This is a genomic window from Stenotrophomonas sp. STEN018 (assembly GCF_056760235.1).
In genome coordinates this window covers 1-15,440 of sequence record NZ_JBRREK010000074.1, presented here as the reverse complement: position 1 = coordinate 15,440, position 15,440 = coordinate 1, and the positions used below count along the sequence as shown (strand labels likewise).

Annotated in this window: 22 protein-coding genes; 10 read left to right on the top strand and 12 right to left on the bottom strand. The window is 57.6% G+C overall.

The window, feature by feature from the left end; genetic code table 11:
• Nucleotides 1-50: 50 nt before the first annotated feature.
• The 5 genes from ACVOMB_RS19130 to relB form a co-directional block, all read right to left on the bottom strand.
• Nucleotides 51-992, bottom strand: a complete 942-nt coding sequence (locus ACVOMB_RS19130) for a DNA-binding protein (protein WP_481532642.1) — start codon at nucleotides 990-992, stop codon at nucleotides 51-53.
• Between the two features lie 1,371 nt (nucleotides 993-2,363).
• Nucleotides 2,364-3,410, bottom strand: a complete 1,047-nt coding sequence (locus ACVOMB_RS19125; RefSeq protein WP_481532641.1) for a replication initiator protein A — start codon at nucleotides 3,408-3,410, stop codon at nucleotides 2,364-2,366.
• Between the two features lie 151 nt (nucleotides 3,411-3,561).
• Complete coding sequence (locus ACVOMB_RS19120; protein ID WP_481532640.1) at nucleotides 3,562-3,924, bottom strand: hypothetical protein; 363 nt, start codon at nucleotides 3,922-3,924, stop codon at nucleotides 3,562-3,564.
• Nucleotides 3,925-3,971: 47 nt separating this feature from the next.
• Nucleotides 3,972-4,280, bottom strand: coding sequence for a type II toxin-antitoxin system RelE/ParE family toxin (locus ACVOMB_RS19115; RefSeq protein WP_481532639.1), 309 nt, complete (start codon nucleotides 4,278-4,280; stop codon nucleotides 3,972-3,974).
• 20 nt (nucleotides 4,281-4,300) lie between these two features.
• Entirely contained in the window at nucleotides 4,301-4,750 is a 450-nt protein-coding gene (gene relB / locus ACVOMB_RS19110; protein WP_481532638.1) for a type II toxin-antitoxin system RelB family antitoxin, read from the bottom strand.
• A gap of 149 nt (nucleotides 4,751-4,899) precedes the next feature.
• Between relB and ACVOMB_RS19105 the strand changes: the two genes are divergently transcribed.
• Both ACVOMB_RS19105 and ACVOMB_RS19100 read left to right on the top strand, forming a co-directional pair.
• Complete coding sequence (locus ACVOMB_RS19105) at nucleotides 4,900-5,127, top strand: hypothetical protein (RefSeq protein ID WP_481532637.1); 228 nt, start codon at nucleotides 4,900-4,902, stop codon at nucleotides 5,125-5,127.
• A gap of 140 nt (nucleotides 5,128-5,267) precedes the next feature.
• Nucleotides 5,268-5,870, top strand: a complete 603-nt coding sequence (locus ACVOMB_RS19100; protein WP_481532636.1) for a recombinase family protein — start codon at nucleotides 5,268-5,270, stop codon at nucleotides 5,868-5,870.
• A gap of 19 nt (nucleotides 5,871-5,889) precedes the next feature.
• Here the strand turns inward: ACVOMB_RS19100 and ACVOMB_RS19095 are convergent, their stop codons facing one another.
• The 6 genes from ACVOMB_RS19095 to ACVOMB_RS19070 all read right to left on the bottom strand — a co-directional run bounded on the left by ACVOMB_RS19095 (nucleotide 5,890) and on the right by ACVOMB_RS19070 (nucleotide 9,169).
• Entirely contained in the window at nucleotides 5,890-6,081 is a 192-nt protein-coding gene (locus tag ACVOMB_RS19095) for an antitoxin VbhA family protein (protein ID WP_481532635.1), read from the bottom strand.
• Complete coding sequence (locus tag ACVOMB_RS19090; protein WP_481532634.1) at nucleotides 6,078-6,353, bottom strand: hypothetical protein; 276 nt, start codon at nucleotides 6,351-6,353, stop codon at nucleotides 6,078-6,080. Before ACVOMB_RS19090 ends, ACVOMB_RS19095 begins: the two co-directional genes overlap by 4 nt.
• A 15-nt stretch (nucleotides 6,354-6,368) precedes the next feature.
• A complete protein-coding gene (locus ACVOMB_RS19085) occupies nucleotides 6,369-6,536 on the bottom strand; it encodes a ribbon-helix-helix domain-containing protein (RefSeq protein WP_481532633.1) in 168 nt (55 codons plus the stop codon).
• Nucleotides 6,537-6,721: 185 nt separating this feature from the next.
• A complete protein-coding gene (locus tag ACVOMB_RS19080; RefSeq protein WP_481532632.1) occupies nucleotides 6,722-7,366 on the bottom strand; it encodes an AAA family ATPase in 645 nt (214 codons plus the stop codon).
• 134 nt (nucleotides 7,367-7,500) lie between these two features.
• Nucleotides 7,501-8,586, bottom strand: a complete 1,086-nt coding sequence (locus ACVOMB_RS19075; protein WP_481532631.1) for a relaxase/mobilization nuclease domain-containing protein — start codon at nucleotides 8,584-8,586, stop codon at nucleotides 7,501-7,503.
• On the bottom strand, nucleotides 8,573-9,169 hold the full coding sequence (locus ACVOMB_RS19070; protein WP_481532630.1) for a plasmid mobilization protein: 597 nt from the start codon (nucleotides 9,167-9,169) through the stop codon (nucleotides 8,573-8,575). The genes ACVOMB_RS19075 and ACVOMB_RS19070 overlap by 14 nt, the downstream gene beginning before the upstream one ends.
• A gap of 255 nt (nucleotides 9,170-9,424) precedes the next feature.
• On the opposite strand from ACVOMB_RS19070, the gene ACVOMB_RS19065 reads away from it, so the two are divergent.
• The 8 genes from ACVOMB_RS19065 (at nucleotide 9,425) to ACVOMB_RS19030 (ending at nucleotide 14,248) form a co-directional block, all read left to right on the top strand.
• Nucleotides 9,425-9,793, top strand: a complete 369-nt coding sequence (locus ACVOMB_RS19065; protein ID WP_481532629.1) for a hypothetical protein — start codon at nucleotides 9,425-9,427, stop codon at nucleotides 9,791-9,793.
• Between the two features lie 11 nt (nucleotides 9,794-9,804).
• On the top strand, nucleotides 9,805-10,533 hold the full coding sequence (locus ACVOMB_RS19060; RefSeq protein WP_481532628.1) for a nucleotide-binding protein: 729 nt from the start codon (nucleotides 9,805-9,807) through the stop codon (nucleotides 10,531-10,533).
• Between the two features lies 1 nt (nucleotide 10,534).
• Nucleotides 10,535-10,978, top strand: a complete 444-nt coding sequence (locus tag ACVOMB_RS19055; RefSeq protein ID WP_481532627.1) for a hypothetical protein — start codon at nucleotides 10,535-10,537, stop codon at nucleotides 10,976-10,978.
• Between the two features lie 385 nt (nucleotides 10,979-11,363).
• Complete coding sequence (gene virB5 / locus ACVOMB_RS19050) at nucleotides 11,364-12,092, top strand: P-type DNA transfer protein VirB5 (protein ID WP_481532626.1); 729 nt, start codon at nucleotides 11,364-11,366, stop codon at nucleotides 12,090-12,092.
• A gap of 10 nt (nucleotides 12,093-12,102) precedes the next feature.
• Entirely contained in the window at nucleotides 12,103-12,591 is a 489-nt protein-coding gene (locus ACVOMB_RS19045) for a hypothetical protein (protein WP_481532625.1), read from the top strand.
• Nucleotides 12,588-12,851: an EexN family lipoprotein gene (locus ACVOMB_RS19040; RefSeq protein ID WP_481532624.1), complete on the top strand. Its 264-nt coding sequence runs from the start codon at nucleotides 12,588-12,590 to the stop codon at nucleotides 12,849-12,851. The genes ACVOMB_RS19045 and ACVOMB_RS19040 overlap by 4 nt, the downstream gene beginning before the upstream one ends.
• A complete protein-coding gene (locus ACVOMB_RS19035; RefSeq protein WP_481532623.1) occupies nucleotides 12,851-13,939 on the top strand; it encodes a TrbL/VirB6 family protein in 1,089 nt (362 codons plus the stop codon). Before ACVOMB_RS19040 ends, ACVOMB_RS19035 begins: the two co-directional genes overlap by 1 nt.
• A gap of 6 nt (nucleotides 13,940-13,945) precedes the next feature.
• Entirely contained in the window at nucleotides 13,946-14,248 is a 303-nt protein-coding gene (locus ACVOMB_RS19030) for a hypothetical protein (RefSeq protein ID WP_481532622.1), read from the top strand.
• Nucleotides 14,249-14,707: 459 nt separating this feature from the next.
• Here ACVOMB_RS19030 and ACVOMB_RS19025 read toward each other — a convergent pair whose 3' ends face one another.
• On the bottom strand, nucleotides 14,708-15,307 hold the full coding sequence (locus ACVOMB_RS19025) for a hypothetical protein (protein ID WP_481532621.1): 600 nt from the start codon (nucleotides 15,305-15,307) through the stop codon (nucleotides 14,708-14,710).
• Nucleotides 15,308-15,440: the final 133 nt, after the last annotated feature.

Here is a 15,440-nt window from a genome sequence, read left to right as displayed (position 1 = left end):
TAGCGCCCTTGTCTTGGACGCCATGCCCTACCGAGGTTTTCGGCTCGGCGTTACGGTTTCGTCTTGGTCGTTGCTTTCTGAGACTGAGTTGCATCAAGACGGGCCAAAAGGGCAGCGGCCTGTTGTTGGGTTGCCTCAAGCTGGCCTGCTAATCCTGCGGCCCGCTCTCTGGCCTCTGCTGCGACTTTCGCTGCATCGTCTCGTTCAGCCTCTACCTTAACCATACGTTCGGCTGCTCGATGCGCTTCTGTGGCGGCCTGCTTGCGCTGCTCGGCGTGGGCCTGCTCGATGGCCTCGGCCTTGGCCTGCACCTTCACCAGCTCGGCCCGTGCTGCCTCCGTTGCAGCGTGGGCGGCGTCCAGCTCGGCGGCGGCCTGCTGGCGTGCCTCGGTGTTCTCGGTGCGCAGCCGGTCGGCGTCGGCGTGTGCCCTATCCAGCTCGGCGCGAAGATCGGCGGCCCGGTGTTCGATTTCAGCAATGCGGGCATCTGCCTTGTCGGCCCGGCTCACTGCCTCGGCCAGTTGCTGGCGAACGGCGGCGAGTTCCTGCGCCTGCTTCTCGGCTGCTGCCTTCTCGGCGGCCAGTGCAGCCCCGGCCGCGTCCAGCTCGCCGGCCTGACGCTCGAAAGCCTCGGCCAGCTCCTGCCGCATGGCGTCCAGCTCGGCCCGCTCGGTTTCCCATGCAGCCTGTGCGCTGCGTAGGCTCTCGTTCGCCAACTCCTGGGCCTGCTGCCAAATCGTGGCCACGGCCGCGCTGCTGGCCTGCTGCACAGATTCCGGCACAGCCACGGCAACCGGCGCGGCTTGTGCGGTCTGTGCCCTGCGCCATTCCTTCATCACCGAACTGGCGGCGTTCATGTCCACGCGGGCGGCCCGGCGCACGGCATCCACCGTGGGCATGGTCTGGCGGCCCGACTGCTCGAAAAGATCAGCAGCGGCGGCAATGACGCGCTCGCGCACGTCTGCGGGGATGGCGGTAGATGCTTGGGTCATGGCTGGTTTCCTCGGTTGCGGTAGTAATAAGAATAATAATACTATTATTATTCTTATTATGCAAGGCTTATTATTGCCTGCCGTCGTCGCTGCCTGGTTTTAAAGTGGAAAGGGGGTCAAGGGTGAAACCGGAAGCCGCACGCGGAGCGCAGCCCGAAGGGTGAGCACCGAACGGGTGAGGATTTCAGGGCCGCAGGCCCGGCCCTTGACGCACTTGGAACGGCCAAAGCCTCAAGTCATGGGGGCAGACAAGGAAGCGAAGCGCCCCGCTGGCTGCACCCTTGACGACAGAGGGCGACTCGCTCCCTTCCCGCCGGGGCGGGAAGGGCGGGGGGATGGGTGGCGGGCGCGGAACGCGCCTTCTCGAGCGGTGGCAATTGCTGGGTTTTTCGGGGTAAGACAGATTCAGCGCACAACGCGCTACATGGCCGCTAACGTTTGCTATGCCCCTACCCCCTTACCTGTCTGCTGAACGCTTCTCCTGCGGCCTGTGTGCTGCGCTGCTGCCTGTTTTGGGTGGGATGGTCATGCCCGATCTCCTGATAAGCCGGTTTTTTGCTGTCGTTGCCCTGGCGTGAGGTGTCTTCTTAGCGCTGTCCTTAGATTAACCATGCGCGGCAAGTGCCGCGCTTCGTTCTTGCCTTCTGGCCGTAGGCCAGCCATTAATTGTCTTCTGGGCTGTCGGCTATTGGTTTTCTTCCCCTGTGTGCTGCGCTGTCGCCTGTTTTGCGCTCGGGCGGTTGCGCTCACTGCGCGGCGATTGCCGCGCCTTCAAAGCACCATGGCCGTAGGCCATCCATTAAAGGGGAGGGGGAGCCGCCGAAGGTGGGGGAACCCCAAAGGGGTGCCCCGGTCGCAGACCGCAAAGCGCGTTAAAGATATTTAAAGTTAAAAAATGCGCGCGCGCGTTACGCATGTGGATAACGCTCGCAATCCCTTGTCAGTGCTGGGTTTAAAAAACAGGGGCGTGGGTGAAAGAACGAAGAGGGCGTGGGTGATAGAACGTGCCCATCCACAGAAAAGCGTGGGTGAAAGAACGAGTCAATCCACAGGCGTGGGTGATGTAACGATACTTTTTCAGGCCGGCTTTCGCCGCGTAGCGCCATGCCAAGATGCTTAATCTTGGTATGCGCCGATTAGGTATCTTGGCTGCTCGTGCAAAGCGTGGGTGATAGAACGAACCGCGCGGGCATCCGGCTAGGGTTGCCTGGAAGGTGGCCGCTTGCGGCCAGTCGCGCAGCGACCAAGCGCGAAGGCGCGCGCCTGGAAGGGTATCCCGGTTTTCGCGTAGCGAAAAAGCCCCTGAAAGATCTTGTAGAAAGGAGGCAATGGCGACAACCAGGCGGCGGCCAGGTCGTGGAACTGTCGCCATCAGCTCTGCCGCTTCGCCATGCCGGCAGCTAGGCGGCGCATGTCCTTGGTGTAGAAAATTACCTTGTCGGATTCATCAAGAGCCACCCGGTATTCCGGCAAAGTGTCGGCCTCGATGGTCTGGCGCACCATGCGCCGGAACTCACGCAAGGTTCCCTTGCTGCCCGTCTTCTCTTGCAGCAGCTCAAGGCCAATGCTCCAGGCCGTTTGATGGCCGCAGTGCTTCCTGGCCAGCTCGTACAAGCGACGTTCCAGCGGCTTGCGTAGGCGGAAATAGTCCGGGTGAAGCGTCAGCACTTCATGCGCCTGAACGGCGTTGAAAAGCCATTCCGACAACTCCACCTCCACGGCAATCATGCGTTCATCATCGGGCGCACGCTCCACGATCTTCCAACGATTGATAAGGCCAAAGCCTTCTTTCACGCGCTGGCCGCCAGTCTTGATGTTCGTCTTGATGCTAGTTCCGCGTAGCCGCTCCATCGCAAGCTCAATCCGCTGGTACTCCTTGCCGCCTGTAGGCTTGTTGGTGGACACAAGGTAGTCATAGGCCGTGAAACGGACAGTGCGATTCTTCGCGTCTGGCCGCTCTCGGTTCAGTGCCTCCGTCATCTGAGAAACGACATAGATCAGCACGTCCTTGTCATGCTGTGTAGCACGCCCCTGAACGCTTGGCGTCACTGTCACCTCTCGGCTTCCATCCTTGCTTTTCCAGTGCCACACGCTCAAATCTGGCTTGGTTGCCAGCGTGAAGATAGGAGCTTCCATGCTCACGCCGTCATCCTTCAAGGCGTAATCGAACACGTCGCAAAGAAAAAAGTCGCGTTCAATGTGCCGCACCGGCAGCAAATTTGAACGGCTGCGCTTCTTGGTGTTGGCCTGGGCAAGACTCTCTAAGGGTTCGGTCACCGACATTTCAGCCGGGGACAACGGGGTGTCGCTGGTATCAGAAAACAGTTGCGGCTGCTCTTGCATCTTGGCGGCGGCCTTGGCTTGGTTGTCGGCTATGCGCTTCTGAATCGCGGCCTGGAGGTCGTTCAAGCTTTTCATAAGGCCGCCTGTCTCGCGCCATTTTTGCTAAGATTGCTCATGATCGTTTCCTAGTTCTGGTGATGGTCACGCGGCCCTAAATGAGTTTCGCCACTCCGGGCCGCACCAGCCCAACACTGTTAGCGCGGTGTTGGGCTTTTCTTTTGCCGCATCAGTGCGGGCCGGTTTCCTCGCACCAGTTGGACGAATCCACGATTATTTCGGGGTCAAGGTGCGCAACGTCGGCCAGCGTCGTGAGTGCCTTTTCAAACGTCCGAAAGCGCACCGGGCGGCCTTCGTGCGTGATAGCGTGCAAGGTCTGGCCCTGTCGGGCGTACAAAGTGAAACCTTGGCCGTCGTCGGGGTAAAGCACGGCCTGCACGCGCTCCGCGTTGGGTGTATCACAAGCGGCATTAAGGCGGTGGAACGTCCACGCCCTGCCCTTCTTAACTTTCGGTTCCAACTGTTCAAAAAATTCAGCCACGAACGCCCCTACTTCTTCGGGCGGAATGCCCATGTTTTCATCTGTATTCATCTTCGCCACTCCTGAAAAAAACCGGCGTTAGCGCGCCGGGGTTGTAATCACGGCACCTGTTGGGCCGCGTGCTTCACTCTCAAAATCTCGACGGTGCGCGCCTCGTCCAGCACGCGATAAAAAATGATGTAGTTCCGATGCGCGACCAGCTCGCGCAGGAAGTCCGGCAGGCCGGGCCTGCCGGTGCGGCCAAGTCTCGGATGCTGCGCAAGCGGTAGCACCTTGGCGCGCAGCTCCTGGCCGAATTCCTCGGCCCTGGTCGGGTTGTCCTGGGCGATGTAGTCAACGATGTTGTCTAAGTCGGCCTCGGCAATCGGTCGCCAGACGATGCTGTAAGGGGTCTTTGGCTTCGTCATGGGTCAGTTGGCCTGCTGGCTCATGCTCGCTTCGCTCCGGCCTTGTGACGCGCAATGCGGGTATCCATCCGGGCCATAACTTCATCGTGCGGAACGCTTGGCCGGGGGTCGTCGATGGCTTCCTGAATCTCAGCGGCCAGCCACTGGTTATAGGCTGCGGCTTCGTGCGCTCCGCGCAGAACCTGCGCCCGAGCGTCGTCGCGGCTGTTGACCACCTTTTCGGCGGGATTCCAGTCGCTGGCGTCGAACTGGCCGACCGTGATTCCAAGATCACGCAACAGGGACAGGGCGGCTAACGGATTACCAAAGCGGCGCGGCTCACTGCTGCGGGCTTTCGACAGCACCGCACCGGAACCGCTGCGGGTATCAATCTGGACTAGGAATGCCCCGCCCTGCCCTTTGAGGGTCACACCTGAGACGCCGCCGCTATTGCTGGCAACTCGTAGTTGTTCAAGGGTCATGCTGTGCATGATTCACTCCTTATGTGTTTGGTATCAGATTATATTCTGCATGAAAATTAGAATTCATTCAATGGCGTGTAAAAATTTTTCCCTCGCTCGTTGTCGTGACGCGATGCTTACATCTGAGGTGCGGGGGTTCCGCACTAGGAGAAAACATCTTGAAAACGCAAATTGACGCCCTGGTACGTAGCATTCTTCATGACCTTGCACACCCAGCCCCCGCCGATCCCCAGGTGGCGGCCATCTATTACGCCCTCGGCCTGGACGGCATCACGCGTGCGCGCAAGACAAGGGCCGTGTTGGCGAGCTACGACGACGACGGCCAACTATCGGCAGAAGCTCGCCAGTACGCCCGCGAACAACTCGAAGCACTGCCAGCGTTCTAGCCGTCTCTAAAACGGTCATTTTGTGGAATCTATGAGCCAGCCCGGAACGGCTGCGGTTTCCGGGGGGTTGCGTGTCTCTAATTGCGTCTATAAATCAAAGTCTATAAAATAGGCCATCTGACGACTTAGCGGACAACACAATGAAAATCGGATATGCGCGGGTATCGACCGACGATCAAAAAATGGATCTCCAGCGGGACGCCCTGACGGCGGCCGGCTGTGAAAAGGTCTTCACCGACACGGCCAGCGGCGCAAAGGCTGAACGGCCGGGACTGGCTGACGCCCTCGCCTTCGCCCGCAAGGGTGATTCGTTGGTGGTGTGGCGGCTTGACAGGCTCGGCCGGTCACTGCCTGAGCTGGTCAAGATCGTGGGCGAACTGGAGGCGGCCGGCGTGGGCTTTGAAAGCACGACGGAACGCATAGAAACCAGCACGGCGGCCGGGCGTCTGGTGTTCCATGTGTTCGCCGCCCTGGCTGAATTTGAGCGGCGCTTGATCGTTGAAAGAACCGTGGCCGGGCTTGCGGCTGCTCGTGCGCGTGGGCGCAAGGGAGGCAGGCCGGGCCTGCCTGCCGAAAAGATCGCCGCCATTCAGGCGCTGGCCGCCAGTGGGAACGGCCCTGCTGAGGTCTGCAAGGCGCTCGGCATCGGGCGCAGCACGTTCTACAAGCACACGCGGGACGCACAAAGCAAAAGACCGCCAGTGGCGGGCCTTGGTGACAATGGGGAGCTGGCCAGGTCGTGAACCTGTCGCCAAGACAATTTCAGCGTGCCGGGTTCACGAAATCGGCAAGGTCTATTTCTCCCGCAACAAACCGGGCCGCGTGTTCCTCCTCGGCCTCGGATGGCTTGAAGCCCTCAAGGCCTACGGAAGCGCGCGCATAGTTAACTGCCCGCTGACGCTTGCGGCACTCGTCCTCTGTGATCGGCGCGGCCGTCGTGGTGTCTTTACTCATCCGCTGATCCTGACAAGGTGGCGAACGAGGCCGGCCCAGCCTTCTGGATGCTTACCGCCTGCAATGTGCTTGCACAAGTCCTCGCCCAACTGCTCGATGCCGTCCTTCTTACCGTACAACTCGACATACTGCGCGGCCACAAGCTCCAAATTCTCAAAAGCCCGGCGTTTCAGTTCATCCGTCGATCCTCTCTGCAAAGCCACAAGCTCGCCTTCCGTGCAGTCTTCCACCGGCTTTTTCAAAAGCGCGTTGGCTTTGTCTCGGCTACTCATTGGGCATTCCCATATTTATTCTTTGCGAAATCCGTCCATGGTCATTCCACGGTCGAGAAGCTGATAAATCGCCATGTTGATAAGGGCGGCCCGCGTCTGCCCCACCTTGGCAGCCATCGCATCAAGCCTATCCACAAGTTCAACGGAAATGGTGAGGCTGATTTGCTCCTTGTTGCCCTTCATCGTGCGCTTGCGCGTAGGGGCCGGAGTAGCAGGCGCAGGAGCCACGCCACTATCTGGCGCGGCCTGGATGAACGCATCTAGGGCATCCGCGCTCGGCACTGGTTTAGATGTCTTCGGGGTGGGTCTAGTAATCGCCATTGCATTGACCTTACATTGTCTTTGAATATGAATTTACTTTATAAAGACTATTCAAACAATGCGGAAACAAGTGCATCCAGTTCCGCCATTGCCTTCTTGTCTTGCGGCTTGAGTTCCAGAACGGACAAGCCTGCGCCGGCCGCATTGGCAAACGCCTTGCGACGGCGGATAGCAGTCGGCAGGTATTCAAACTGCGGCACGTCGGCCACGGCCGCCGCCGCGTCGGCGTTGTCGGTCGAGGTTTCGCCAGGGTCGGCGCAATTCAGTACGGCCACGGCTCGCAGGCCATCCCGCACGCTGCGGGCTTCATCAACAAGGGCGGCTATGTCATTCAGCGCCCATACGTCGTAGCTCCTGGGCTGGAAAGGAACCACGATCACATCAGACAGCCCCAGCGCTGCCCGCAACGCCGAAGAGTCCCGGCCACCGGCATCAATGATGATGTCCTGAAACTTGCTCTGCTGCTGCGTGACCTGGGCACGCAAGGCCGGGCCATCTGGATAGCTCGCGCAGGCGATGCCCGGCGCGTGGCCGGCGTCGGCCCGAATGCTGATTGCGGTCTGTGCCGTGCCCTGGCGGTCTGCGTCGATCAGCCACACGTCCCGGCCAGCAAGCGCACGCGCGATTGCGATATTTACGGCGAGGGTGGTTTTGCCCACGCCGCCCTTTGTGTTGCCCACGGTCACGATCATGTTTTCGCCTCGTTCATATGAAAAGGATATGCAAATTATACCTATTTCCCTATCTTTGACAATTTATTTTCCATGAACCACATGGCGTTTCATGGCGACATGGCCGCCACCTGGCCAACTCCGTTTTGTCGCCATCAGCGTTCATGGCCCGCGTCCTTGTCCTGCTCTTTGGCTTCTGGCTTTTTCGTCTTGGCCCCGCCGCGCTCGATGTCCTGGCCTCGTTGCACCGTCGCCCGCTGCAACGCCTCGACTTGCTCGGCATGCCGGGTCTTGATCGGCGGCATCTGCTTGACGAACTGGACAACCTCTAGGGCTAGGCGCTTGTCGTCAAGGTCGCCCGCCGCGAGTGCTCGCGCCACCTTTCCGAAATCGTGCTGAACCTGCTTACGCTGCGCCCTGATGCTGTCTTGCGCCGGGTTGATGTGCTTTTGCCCCGTCCTGGCCTCCAGCTCGACGGCCTCACGCTGCGCAGCAGACACGCGGGCCGGTGCCTTGCGCCTGCCCTTGGCGTGTTCCTGGTCAATGTGGTGGACGGCCTGTTTTTCGGCTTTCTTGACCACGCCACGCACCTTTCGGGGCGTTGCATTGGCGTCGATGCCCTGTTCTCGCAGCTTCTCCGCGAACGTCTCGCGCCAGTGCTGCAAGTCGGCCTTGCGCGGGTTAAGCCGCACGCCGTCCAGATCAACGGCCTTGACGGCAAGGTGAACGTGCGGGTGCTTCTCGTCGTCGTGGGCTGCAAAAATATACTGGTGGTTGCCGAACAGTTCGGACGCCAACGCACGGGCGGCATTCTTGACAGAAGCCCGGTCGGTGCCGGGCGGCATGGAAAGAACGATGTTGAACGCTTCCCGCTTCTTGCCGTCTTCGTAGGGGATGCCGCCGCCGCGCCAGTCGTCGCGCACGTCGCGCACGTCCTCTTTGCCCAGGTGAATCCGGCCCTGCTCGTCCTCTAGCTCGACTTCGCCGTTACGCGATATGTAGTCCATGTGCGCCTTGATGCTGCGCATGTCCTTGCCACCGCCTGAGATTTTCACCATCACTTCGGGAGCCTTGCGAACCGTGGCAGCCAGTTTCTGACGGCCTCCCGATGCCTTCGTCTCTGTCGCTGGCCGCTCAAAACGGCCGCCCGCGATGTTCCGGCCCTTGCGCCCCTTCAAACGGCCGTAGTCCGTGCGCTCGCCCCAATCTTTTAGAACGCCGTCAATCTCACGCTGCGCCATCGTCTGCCCCCTTTACTTCGATGCCCCAGCGGCTAAGGCTGGCATCTTGGAGTGCCGCCACTTTGTCAGTGTGGCGGTAGATATAGGCGGCCAACTTTTCCATTTGCTCCGTCTTGATGCTGGCCTGCCCACCCTCGTTCAGTCGCTTGGCGATTTGGTTCAAGTTCTTGCCAATGGCGCGAAGCTGATATGACGATTCCCATAGGGCTTTCGTCGTCTCCATCGTGAATTGCGGTTCGTGGGTAAGACTGGCCCGCACGCAATTGACGATCCACCGTTGAGGGGAACACCCCTCGGCCTCAGCCCTGGCCGTGATGCCCTGGTATTCGCTCGGCGTGAAACGAACTTCGACCCGCTCTTTAGGCCCGGCGTCTGGCTGACCATCGACCTGATTAGCCACCTCCTGGCGAGCCTCTGACGTGTCGCCCTGGATGATGCGGCGCATGGCCGCCCGCATGGCATCGGCTGGCTTCGTGCCCGTTCTAGCGCACCACGCTTCCCATTGCTCTTGCAGTTCATCAGGGACGCGGACGCGGTAAATATGGCTGTCTCGGGTCGCCCCGATTTCGGCTTTTCTGGGCATGGGGTCTCCGGGAAAAAGGGTGTGTGAAATTCAATGTGCTGCGCGTAGTGTGGCACAAAAACCGGCGTTAGCCTATCCTGCATTAGTCCACTAAACACACACCATCTCCCAACGAAAACAAATCAGAAGCACAACCATGGAAACCTGATACGAATCTAAAACACAACATTTTTAGAACATTACAGAACAAATTTCGATTGACTACAGAACCAATACACAACAGAATCACAACATAAACCGATTTTGAGGCCAGAAATGGATAAATCACCCGCAGAGCAGGCACTTTTAGCGCTTGCGAAAGAGGATGCAGGACGGACGAAAACGGCCCGCCTGCGCGAGATGTTGGACGCGATTGAAGCAACGAAACGGGCCGGCGTAAGTAACGCCAGGATCGTTGAAACGCTCAACGCCCAAGGGTTCGATCTGACCCTGAAGACGTTTGAAACGATGCTCTACAGGATCAGGAAGAAGCAGACCAAGCAGACACCGGCCGCGCTTGGTCATGACCAAAAAGTAACGCCGACAACCTCAACCAGCGAAGCGCGGATGGTTGGTGCTTTCGAGATACCGAAGCCGAAACGCTTCACCCACAACCCAACCCCCGACGACGATCAACTAACGTAAGGAACCATCACATGGACAACACCATTCATTTCATCCTGCAAGGCAAGGGCGGCATCGGCAAATCATTCGTGGCCGTCATGCTCGCGCAGTTCTTTAAGAGCAAGGGCGCGAACCTGAAAGCCTTCGACACCGATCAGGAAAACACCACGTTTGCCCATTACAAAGCCCTGGGCGCGGAACACATCCCTGTCATGAATGAATCGCGCACGATTGACGCGAAGCGGTTCGACAGCCTCATGGAAAAGCTGCTGACCGATGAAGGAACGTTTGTCATCGACAACGGCGCAAACACCTTCTCGCCCCTGCTGGCCTACATGGTGGAAAACGATGTGGTTAGCTTCCTGACCGACAACGGCAAAAAGGTTTATCTGCATACCGTTGTCGGCGGCGGCGACACGCTGACCGACACGGCCAACGGCTTCAACTCGATTGCCCAGGGCATCGAAGGTGTCCCCCTGGTGCTGTGGCTGAATGAACACTTCGGCCCAATGAAAACAGTGGACGGGAAGGAGTTCACGGACACCAAGGTTTTCAAGACCAATCAAGACCGGCTGCATGGCGCGGTACTGCTGCAAGCCCGCAACCATCAAACGTATGGCGACGACGTGAAGAAGATGAACACCAAGCGCCTGACAGTTGAGGAAGTCATGCAGTCGCCCGACTTCGCCATGATGGAAAAGCAGCGCATCCGCACCATCGCCAAGGATGTATTCGGCCAGCTCGAAAAGGTCGGGTTCTGACATGGATCGGCGCAAGTACATCGCTGAACTGGTGGCCCGCACCGGCGTCCAGGTCGATGAAGATGATCCAGTCTTTGCCGTGGTACTGCTGAACCGGCTCATTCTGGAAGATCAAAAAAGCGAACTTGAAACCCTGGTGGAACATCTCTCGAAAACCGGCAAGGCGATAAACGGCGAAGTTGTGAAACAGGCTCAAACCCTGTGGGACGCGAAGACCCGCCAGCTTCATGCAGACGCCGCAGAACTGAAAGTCTCCATGTTGCGAGAACACGAGGATTTGCAGAAGTCCACCCGCGAAGCTGTGGGAAAGGTAATCAACGAAGCAATGGGGCAGTTAGGCCGCTCGACAAAGGCCGATAACAACCGCGCAATCTGGACGGCCGCGCTGGTATCTGGCGTAACCTCTGGTCTAGTAGCTGGGCTGACTGTTTTTCTACTCGCATGAATCGTCAAAAGCAATGCAAAACATATTGAAAGGATATTGAATTCATATTAAAATACGTGCATTGAGTTTGCATTGATGACAGGTTGGCGTCCCGCCACGGTGCATCTGTCACCATCGACGAAACTGCACCAAGCTGGGAAAATCAGGTATGCCATTTCGCGGTGTTTTGGCATGTTTGAATCAATAATTTTGGGCGTCGCCCATCTACTCGACAGGCTCCGTGCTGCGCCCTGTCCGACTTGCCGGAAAGACGGTATGCCACGCGGTAAGCGCGTTGTAAAAGCCCGCTAGGGTGCGCTCCCGGATGGGGAGCAAGACCGCCGCCGATGGCTGCGGAACGGCTGAAAGGCCCGATGTCCTCCTTCAATCTAAAGGAGTGGCAATCATGAAATCTCTCAAATTGACGGCGCTTTGTGTCGCCTGCTCGGCGTTCCTGGGCGGCTACGCGCACGCGCAAATTCCAGTCACTGACTCTGCATCTATAGCAAAGCAGGAGGCGAATCAGGTCGAAACCATCGCAAAATGGAAAATTCAATATGACCAAATGATGGAACAGATCAACCAAGCCAAGCAGCAATATGAATCGCTGACTGGCTCGCGCGGCCTGGGAAACATCATGAACAACCCGGCCTTGCGCGACTACCTGCCCGGTGACTGGCAAGCGGTATATGACGCAGTGAAGGACGGCGGCTATTCAGGTCTGAGTGGCACGGCAAAAACCGTTTATGACAAAAACAAAGTCTATGACACCTGCCAGTTTTTCCCCGAAGAACAGCAGCGCCTTGCCTGCGAAGCGGCGGCCGTGAAGGGCGCTCAAGACAAGGGCTTTGCCCTTGACGCCTACGAAAAGGCCAAGAGCCGGATCAACCAGATTGACCAGCTCATGAGCAAGATTAATGACACGTCTGACCCGAAGGCGATTGCAGAACTGCAAGGCCGCATCGCGGCTGAACAGGCAAACATCCAGAACGAGCAAACCAAGCTCCAGATGTACCAAATGGTGGCGGCTGCGGAAGATCGCGTGCAGCAGCAGCGCCAAAAGGAAATCAATGCAAAGGTGCTGGACAAGCGCGAATACAAGACGCGCCAGCCCGTCAATATGCTGAACCAGTAAGGGGGCCGCCATGATTTCCTATATTCACGCCCCTGTAATTGCACTCTGCTTCTTCATCCTATTGTCGATGTGGCGCTTTTGGGTCTGTATCGACCGCCTGGGATTCACACGCGAAGTCGGCCGCCGTGCCCCTTCGATGATTCAGGGCGACATCCTCGCAGCCTCGTTTGCAATCATGCCGTTCCTGGTCGCGGCGGTGGATTGGTTTGGCATCACCCTGCCGCGCCAGTCGGCCCCGATTCCGCCTTACGCGGCAGCCTTCATTTCGCTGGCTTGCCTCGGTGGCTGCATGTTCATCCTGCGCAACTCCGGCGAACGCTTCGCGGGCCATTGGGCAGGCACGCGGGAAAGCGCCCTGCGCACGATAGCGGCGCTGCGCATTCTCGATGCGGCGGAACTAGCCCACGCCCTGGATTACCTGCACGCACACGAAGCCGCACAACGCCCACAAGGCGTCGGCCGCATCATCGAAGCCGAAGCACGGGAGATTCAAAAATGAAAAAGCTCTCTATCGTCCTGGCCGTCGCTGCGGCCGTACTGACTGGCTGCGGTGAAAACACGCCGGTTCAAACCGTTGACTGGTACAAGGCCAACGAGGCGGAACGCACAGCCATGATTGCCAAATGCAAGGCCAACCCCGGCGAACTTGAGGCATCAGCAAACTGCATGAATGCTACCAAGGCGGCAAATGAATTGGTGCTGGACAAACGCGGCTATACGAAACGCGCCCCGATTAACGTATCCGAAGGGGGCAAGTGATGGCGCTCGAATCAAATATCTTCCAATGGATCGGCGGCAGTATCGACATGACTTTGAACAGCTTTGTTCAAACCACGTCTGCCAACGTGATTACCTCATTCATCGGCACATTCACCATCGGCGGCGGTCTTTTCTTCGCTGTCATGGGCTTGATGGCGATGGGCGGCTATATCGACGCACCAGTAAAGCACTTTTTCAAGTCCTGCTTGAAGTGGGTCATCATCGGTGGCTTGGCACTGAATTCGACAACTTACCTGGGGTGGGTTGTTGAAGCCTTGCGCGGGCTGGAAACGGGCATGGCTGATGCGTTCTCGGCAACGGGTAACGCAACCGCTGCAACATCGGTCTATCAAGTGCTGGACAAGGCAGTAACTGACGGCTTCCAGATTGGTGCCGATATGATGTCCAAAATGGGTAAGCGCAGTTGGTACGAAGCCGGCATGATGTTTTGGGACTTACTAAACGCCCTCATCATTTATGTAGCTACGCTGCTCATTGCCCTGCCTGCGGGCGCGATGATTATTGCCGCAAAAGTCCTGCTCTCCATAATGCTTGGAATTGGGCCGTTCTTCATTGCCATGCTGTTGTTCGGTCAAATAACGGCACAGTGGTTCGACCGCTGGTTTAGCCAAGTCATGACCTACATCATGCAAATTGCGCTCATTACAACCGTATTGAGTATGGGCGTGAAATTCTTCTCGGCGCTCGCTGCGGAAGTCTTGGCAACAAATACCGATCACCCGATGGCTACCATGCTGGAAATTCTCGTCTTGTCGGGCGTCGTCTTCTACATGCTGCAAAAAGCGTATGAAGTCGGTGGCGCACTGGCGGGCGGCGTAGCAACTGCCGGCATCACTTTGCGTCAAATGGCGCAAGGCGCTGTCGCTCCTGGTGCAGCCATTCATAACGCTGTGAACCCTGTAACAACACGCCGCGATATGCAGTCCGGCATGATGACGACAGCCAGGGCCGCAAACCACTGGGTCGCAGGAAACACCATGTGGAACCCAGCATATCGGCAAAATCTCCGGGACAACCTGGGCAAAAATTGGGGGCCAGCCTCTGGCGGCAAGGTCAAAAAGGATTGATGCGCCATGTTCAATCAACTTGAACACGAAGCCCTGTTGCGCCTTATGAGGCTTTCAACGGGCTATATCCCAGATAGCAAGCCTGTTGCTCACTGGCTGCAAGAATGGGAACGCTTGGACAATCCTCGGGCTATAAAACCGCAGATAGCTGGCCTGTCTGGCTACAACGCCGACGACGTGCGGGAAGTCTCCCAGGCGGCCAAGCGAACAGGAGCGAAACCCTCCACGCTTGGCCGCCTGGAATACCGCTACAACATGGAAAACATCGAACGCATCTACCCGCTGCCGGTGTTGGAATACGAACGATGAAGGCGCAGCGGTAATCCCTCTATTTGCACCACGGCCCCGCTTTGGCGGGGTTTCTTTTTGGTGACAACGGATCTTCCTCGATCGCGTGATTCTGTCGCCAGCGGGAACCCTCCGCGCTTCGCTTGGGCAAGCCCCTTCGGCTTGCACCCCGCGTCGGTTCTTGCCCGACTGGCTGCGGGGGCAGGCGCGGCGGGCGTTGCCCTTGACCTCCCCCTTGCCGATAGGCTCTCTGGCCTCCATCAGCATCAAGGGTACGGCTTCGCCCGCCATCCTCACCCGTTCGGTACTCGCTGCGCTCCGTTCCGCTTGCGGCTTCCGGTGTCGCCCTTGACGCCGATTCCAGCCAGGACACGGCCACGGCCCCAACGTGAACGGGAACGAAAACCCGGCACGCTGGCCGGGTCGGTTTGGTGACGACCAGCAGCTGGCCAGGTCGTGAAGCTGTCGCCAATTAATCGACTAACGAATATAAGTTTTCATATATTTAACAAACATCTCTTTCATGCCAGAAATAGCTTGGGCATCTAATTTTCCTGATATATAAGAGGCGCAATCGTAGTGTCTCGAATCATTTCCAACTGAAACTTGATACTTGCAATTTTCAGAAAATCTACCAGTTGAATCGAATTGATTATCTCGAATAGTGCCCATTGAAGACACCAATCCATATCCTTTTGGCGAAAATCCACCATCCCCATCAGTGAAGACGACAAACATTCCGCCATCTAATTTTTCTGAAACATAGATTTGACAGCAATTACCGCTGCGCTGCCGCTGTTGGTTTATGTTGTTAATCCAAATCATAGGATCAGCCAACTCTATCCCTGATTTCTTAGCTTCCTGGTACAGCGCATAAAACTGCTTGGCCCTCACAGCAGCCATAGCTTGCTTAACCCTCTCCCCTCGTTCACTTGCATTTTTGGCATCATCAATGCCTCTTAATACCTGTCCTTGCGTTGCGGCAGCATCCCTTAAATCTACGGCATAGGCATTAAAACTAAAGGCAACGGCTGCCCAAAACGCTAAAAGAACCTTCATAAAATCCCCTAGATTTTTCATAGTTAAAGCCAGTTTGTAACTATAGCGCCCTTGTCTTGGACGCCATGCCCTACCGAGGTTTTCGGCTCGGCGTTACGGTTTCGTCTTGGTCGTTGCTTTCTGAGACTGAGTTGCATCAAGACGGGCCAAAAGG

Coding starts and splice junctions, on each gene's coding strand:
- ACVOMB_RS19130 (WP_481532642.1), bottom strand. CDS start 992: ATGACCCAAGCATCTACCGCCATCCCCGCAGACGTGCGCGAGCGCGTC.
- ACVOMB_RS19125 (WP_481532641.1), bottom strand. CDS start 3,410: ATGAAAAGCTTGAACGACCTCCAGGCCGCGATTCAGAAGCGCATAGCC.
- ACVOMB_RS19120 (WP_481532640.1), bottom strand. CDS start 3,924: ATGAATACAGATGAAAACATGGGCATTCCGCCCGAAGAAGTAGGGGCG.
- ACVOMB_RS19115 (WP_481532639.1), bottom strand. CDS start 4,280: ATGACGAAGCCAAAGACCCCTTACAGCATCGTCTGGCGACCGATTGCC.
- relB (WP_481532638.1), bottom strand. CDS start 4,750: ATGCACAGCATGACCCTTGAACAACTACGAGTTGCCAGCAATAGCGGC.
- ACVOMB_RS19100 (WP_481532636.1), top strand. CDS start 5,268: ATGAAAATCGGATATGCGCGGGTATCGACCGACGATCAAAAAATGGAT.
- ACVOMB_RS19095 (WP_481532635.1), bottom strand. CDS start 6,081: ATGAGTAAAGACACCACGACGGCCGCGCCGATCACAGAGGACGAGTGC.
- ACVOMB_RS19090 (WP_481532634.1), bottom strand. CDS start 6,353: ATGAGTAGCCGAGACAAAGCCAACGCGCTTTTGAAAAAGCCGGTGGAA.
- ACVOMB_RS19085 (WP_481532633.1), bottom strand. CDS start 6,536: ATGAAGGGCAACAAGGAGCAAATCAGCCTCACCATTTCCGTTGAACTT.
- ACVOMB_RS19080 (WP_481532632.1), bottom strand. CDS start 7,366: ATGATCGTGACCGTGGGCAACACAAAGGGCGGCGTGGGCAAAACCACC.
- ACVOMB_RS19075 (WP_481532631.1), bottom strand. CDS start 8,586: ATGGCGCAGCGTGAGATTGACGGCGTTCTAAAAGATTGGGGCGAGCGC.
- ACVOMB_RS19070 (WP_481532630.1), bottom strand. CDS start 9,169: ATGCCCAGAAAAGCCGAAATCGGGGCGACCCGAGACAGCCATATTTAC.
- ACVOMB_RS19065 (WP_481532629.1), top strand. CDS start 9,425: ATGGATAAATCACCCGCAGAGCAGGCACTTTTAGCGCTTGCGAAAGAG.
- ACVOMB_RS19060 (WP_481532628.1), top strand. CDS start 9,805: ATGGACAACACCATTCATTTCATCCTGCAAGGCAAGGGCGGCATCGGC.
- ACVOMB_RS19055 (WP_481532627.1), top strand. CDS start 10,535: ATGGATCGGCGCAAGTACATCGCTGAACTGGTGGCCCGCACCGGCGTC.
- virB5 (WP_481532626.1), top strand. CDS start 11,364: ATGAAATCTCTCAAATTGACGGCGCTTTGTGTCGCCTGCTCGGCGTTC.
- ACVOMB_RS19045 (WP_481532625.1), top strand. CDS start 12,103: ATGATTTCCTATATTCACGCCCCTGTAATTGCACTCTGCTTCTTCATC.
- ACVOMB_RS19040 (WP_481532624.1), top strand. CDS start 12,588: ATGAAAAAGCTCTCTATCGTCCTGGCCGTCGCTGCGGCCGTACTGACT.
- ACVOMB_RS19035 (WP_481532623.1), top strand. CDS start 12,851: ATGGCGCTCGAATCAAATATCTTCCAATGGATCGGCGGCAGTATCGAC.
- ACVOMB_RS19030 (WP_481532622.1), top strand. CDS start 13,946: ATGTTCAATCAACTTGAACACGAAGCCCTGTTGCGCCTTATGAGGCTT.
- ACVOMB_RS19025 (WP_481532621.1), bottom strand. CDS start 15,307: ATGAAAAATCTAGGGGATTTTATGAAGGTTCTTTTAGCGTTTTGGGCA.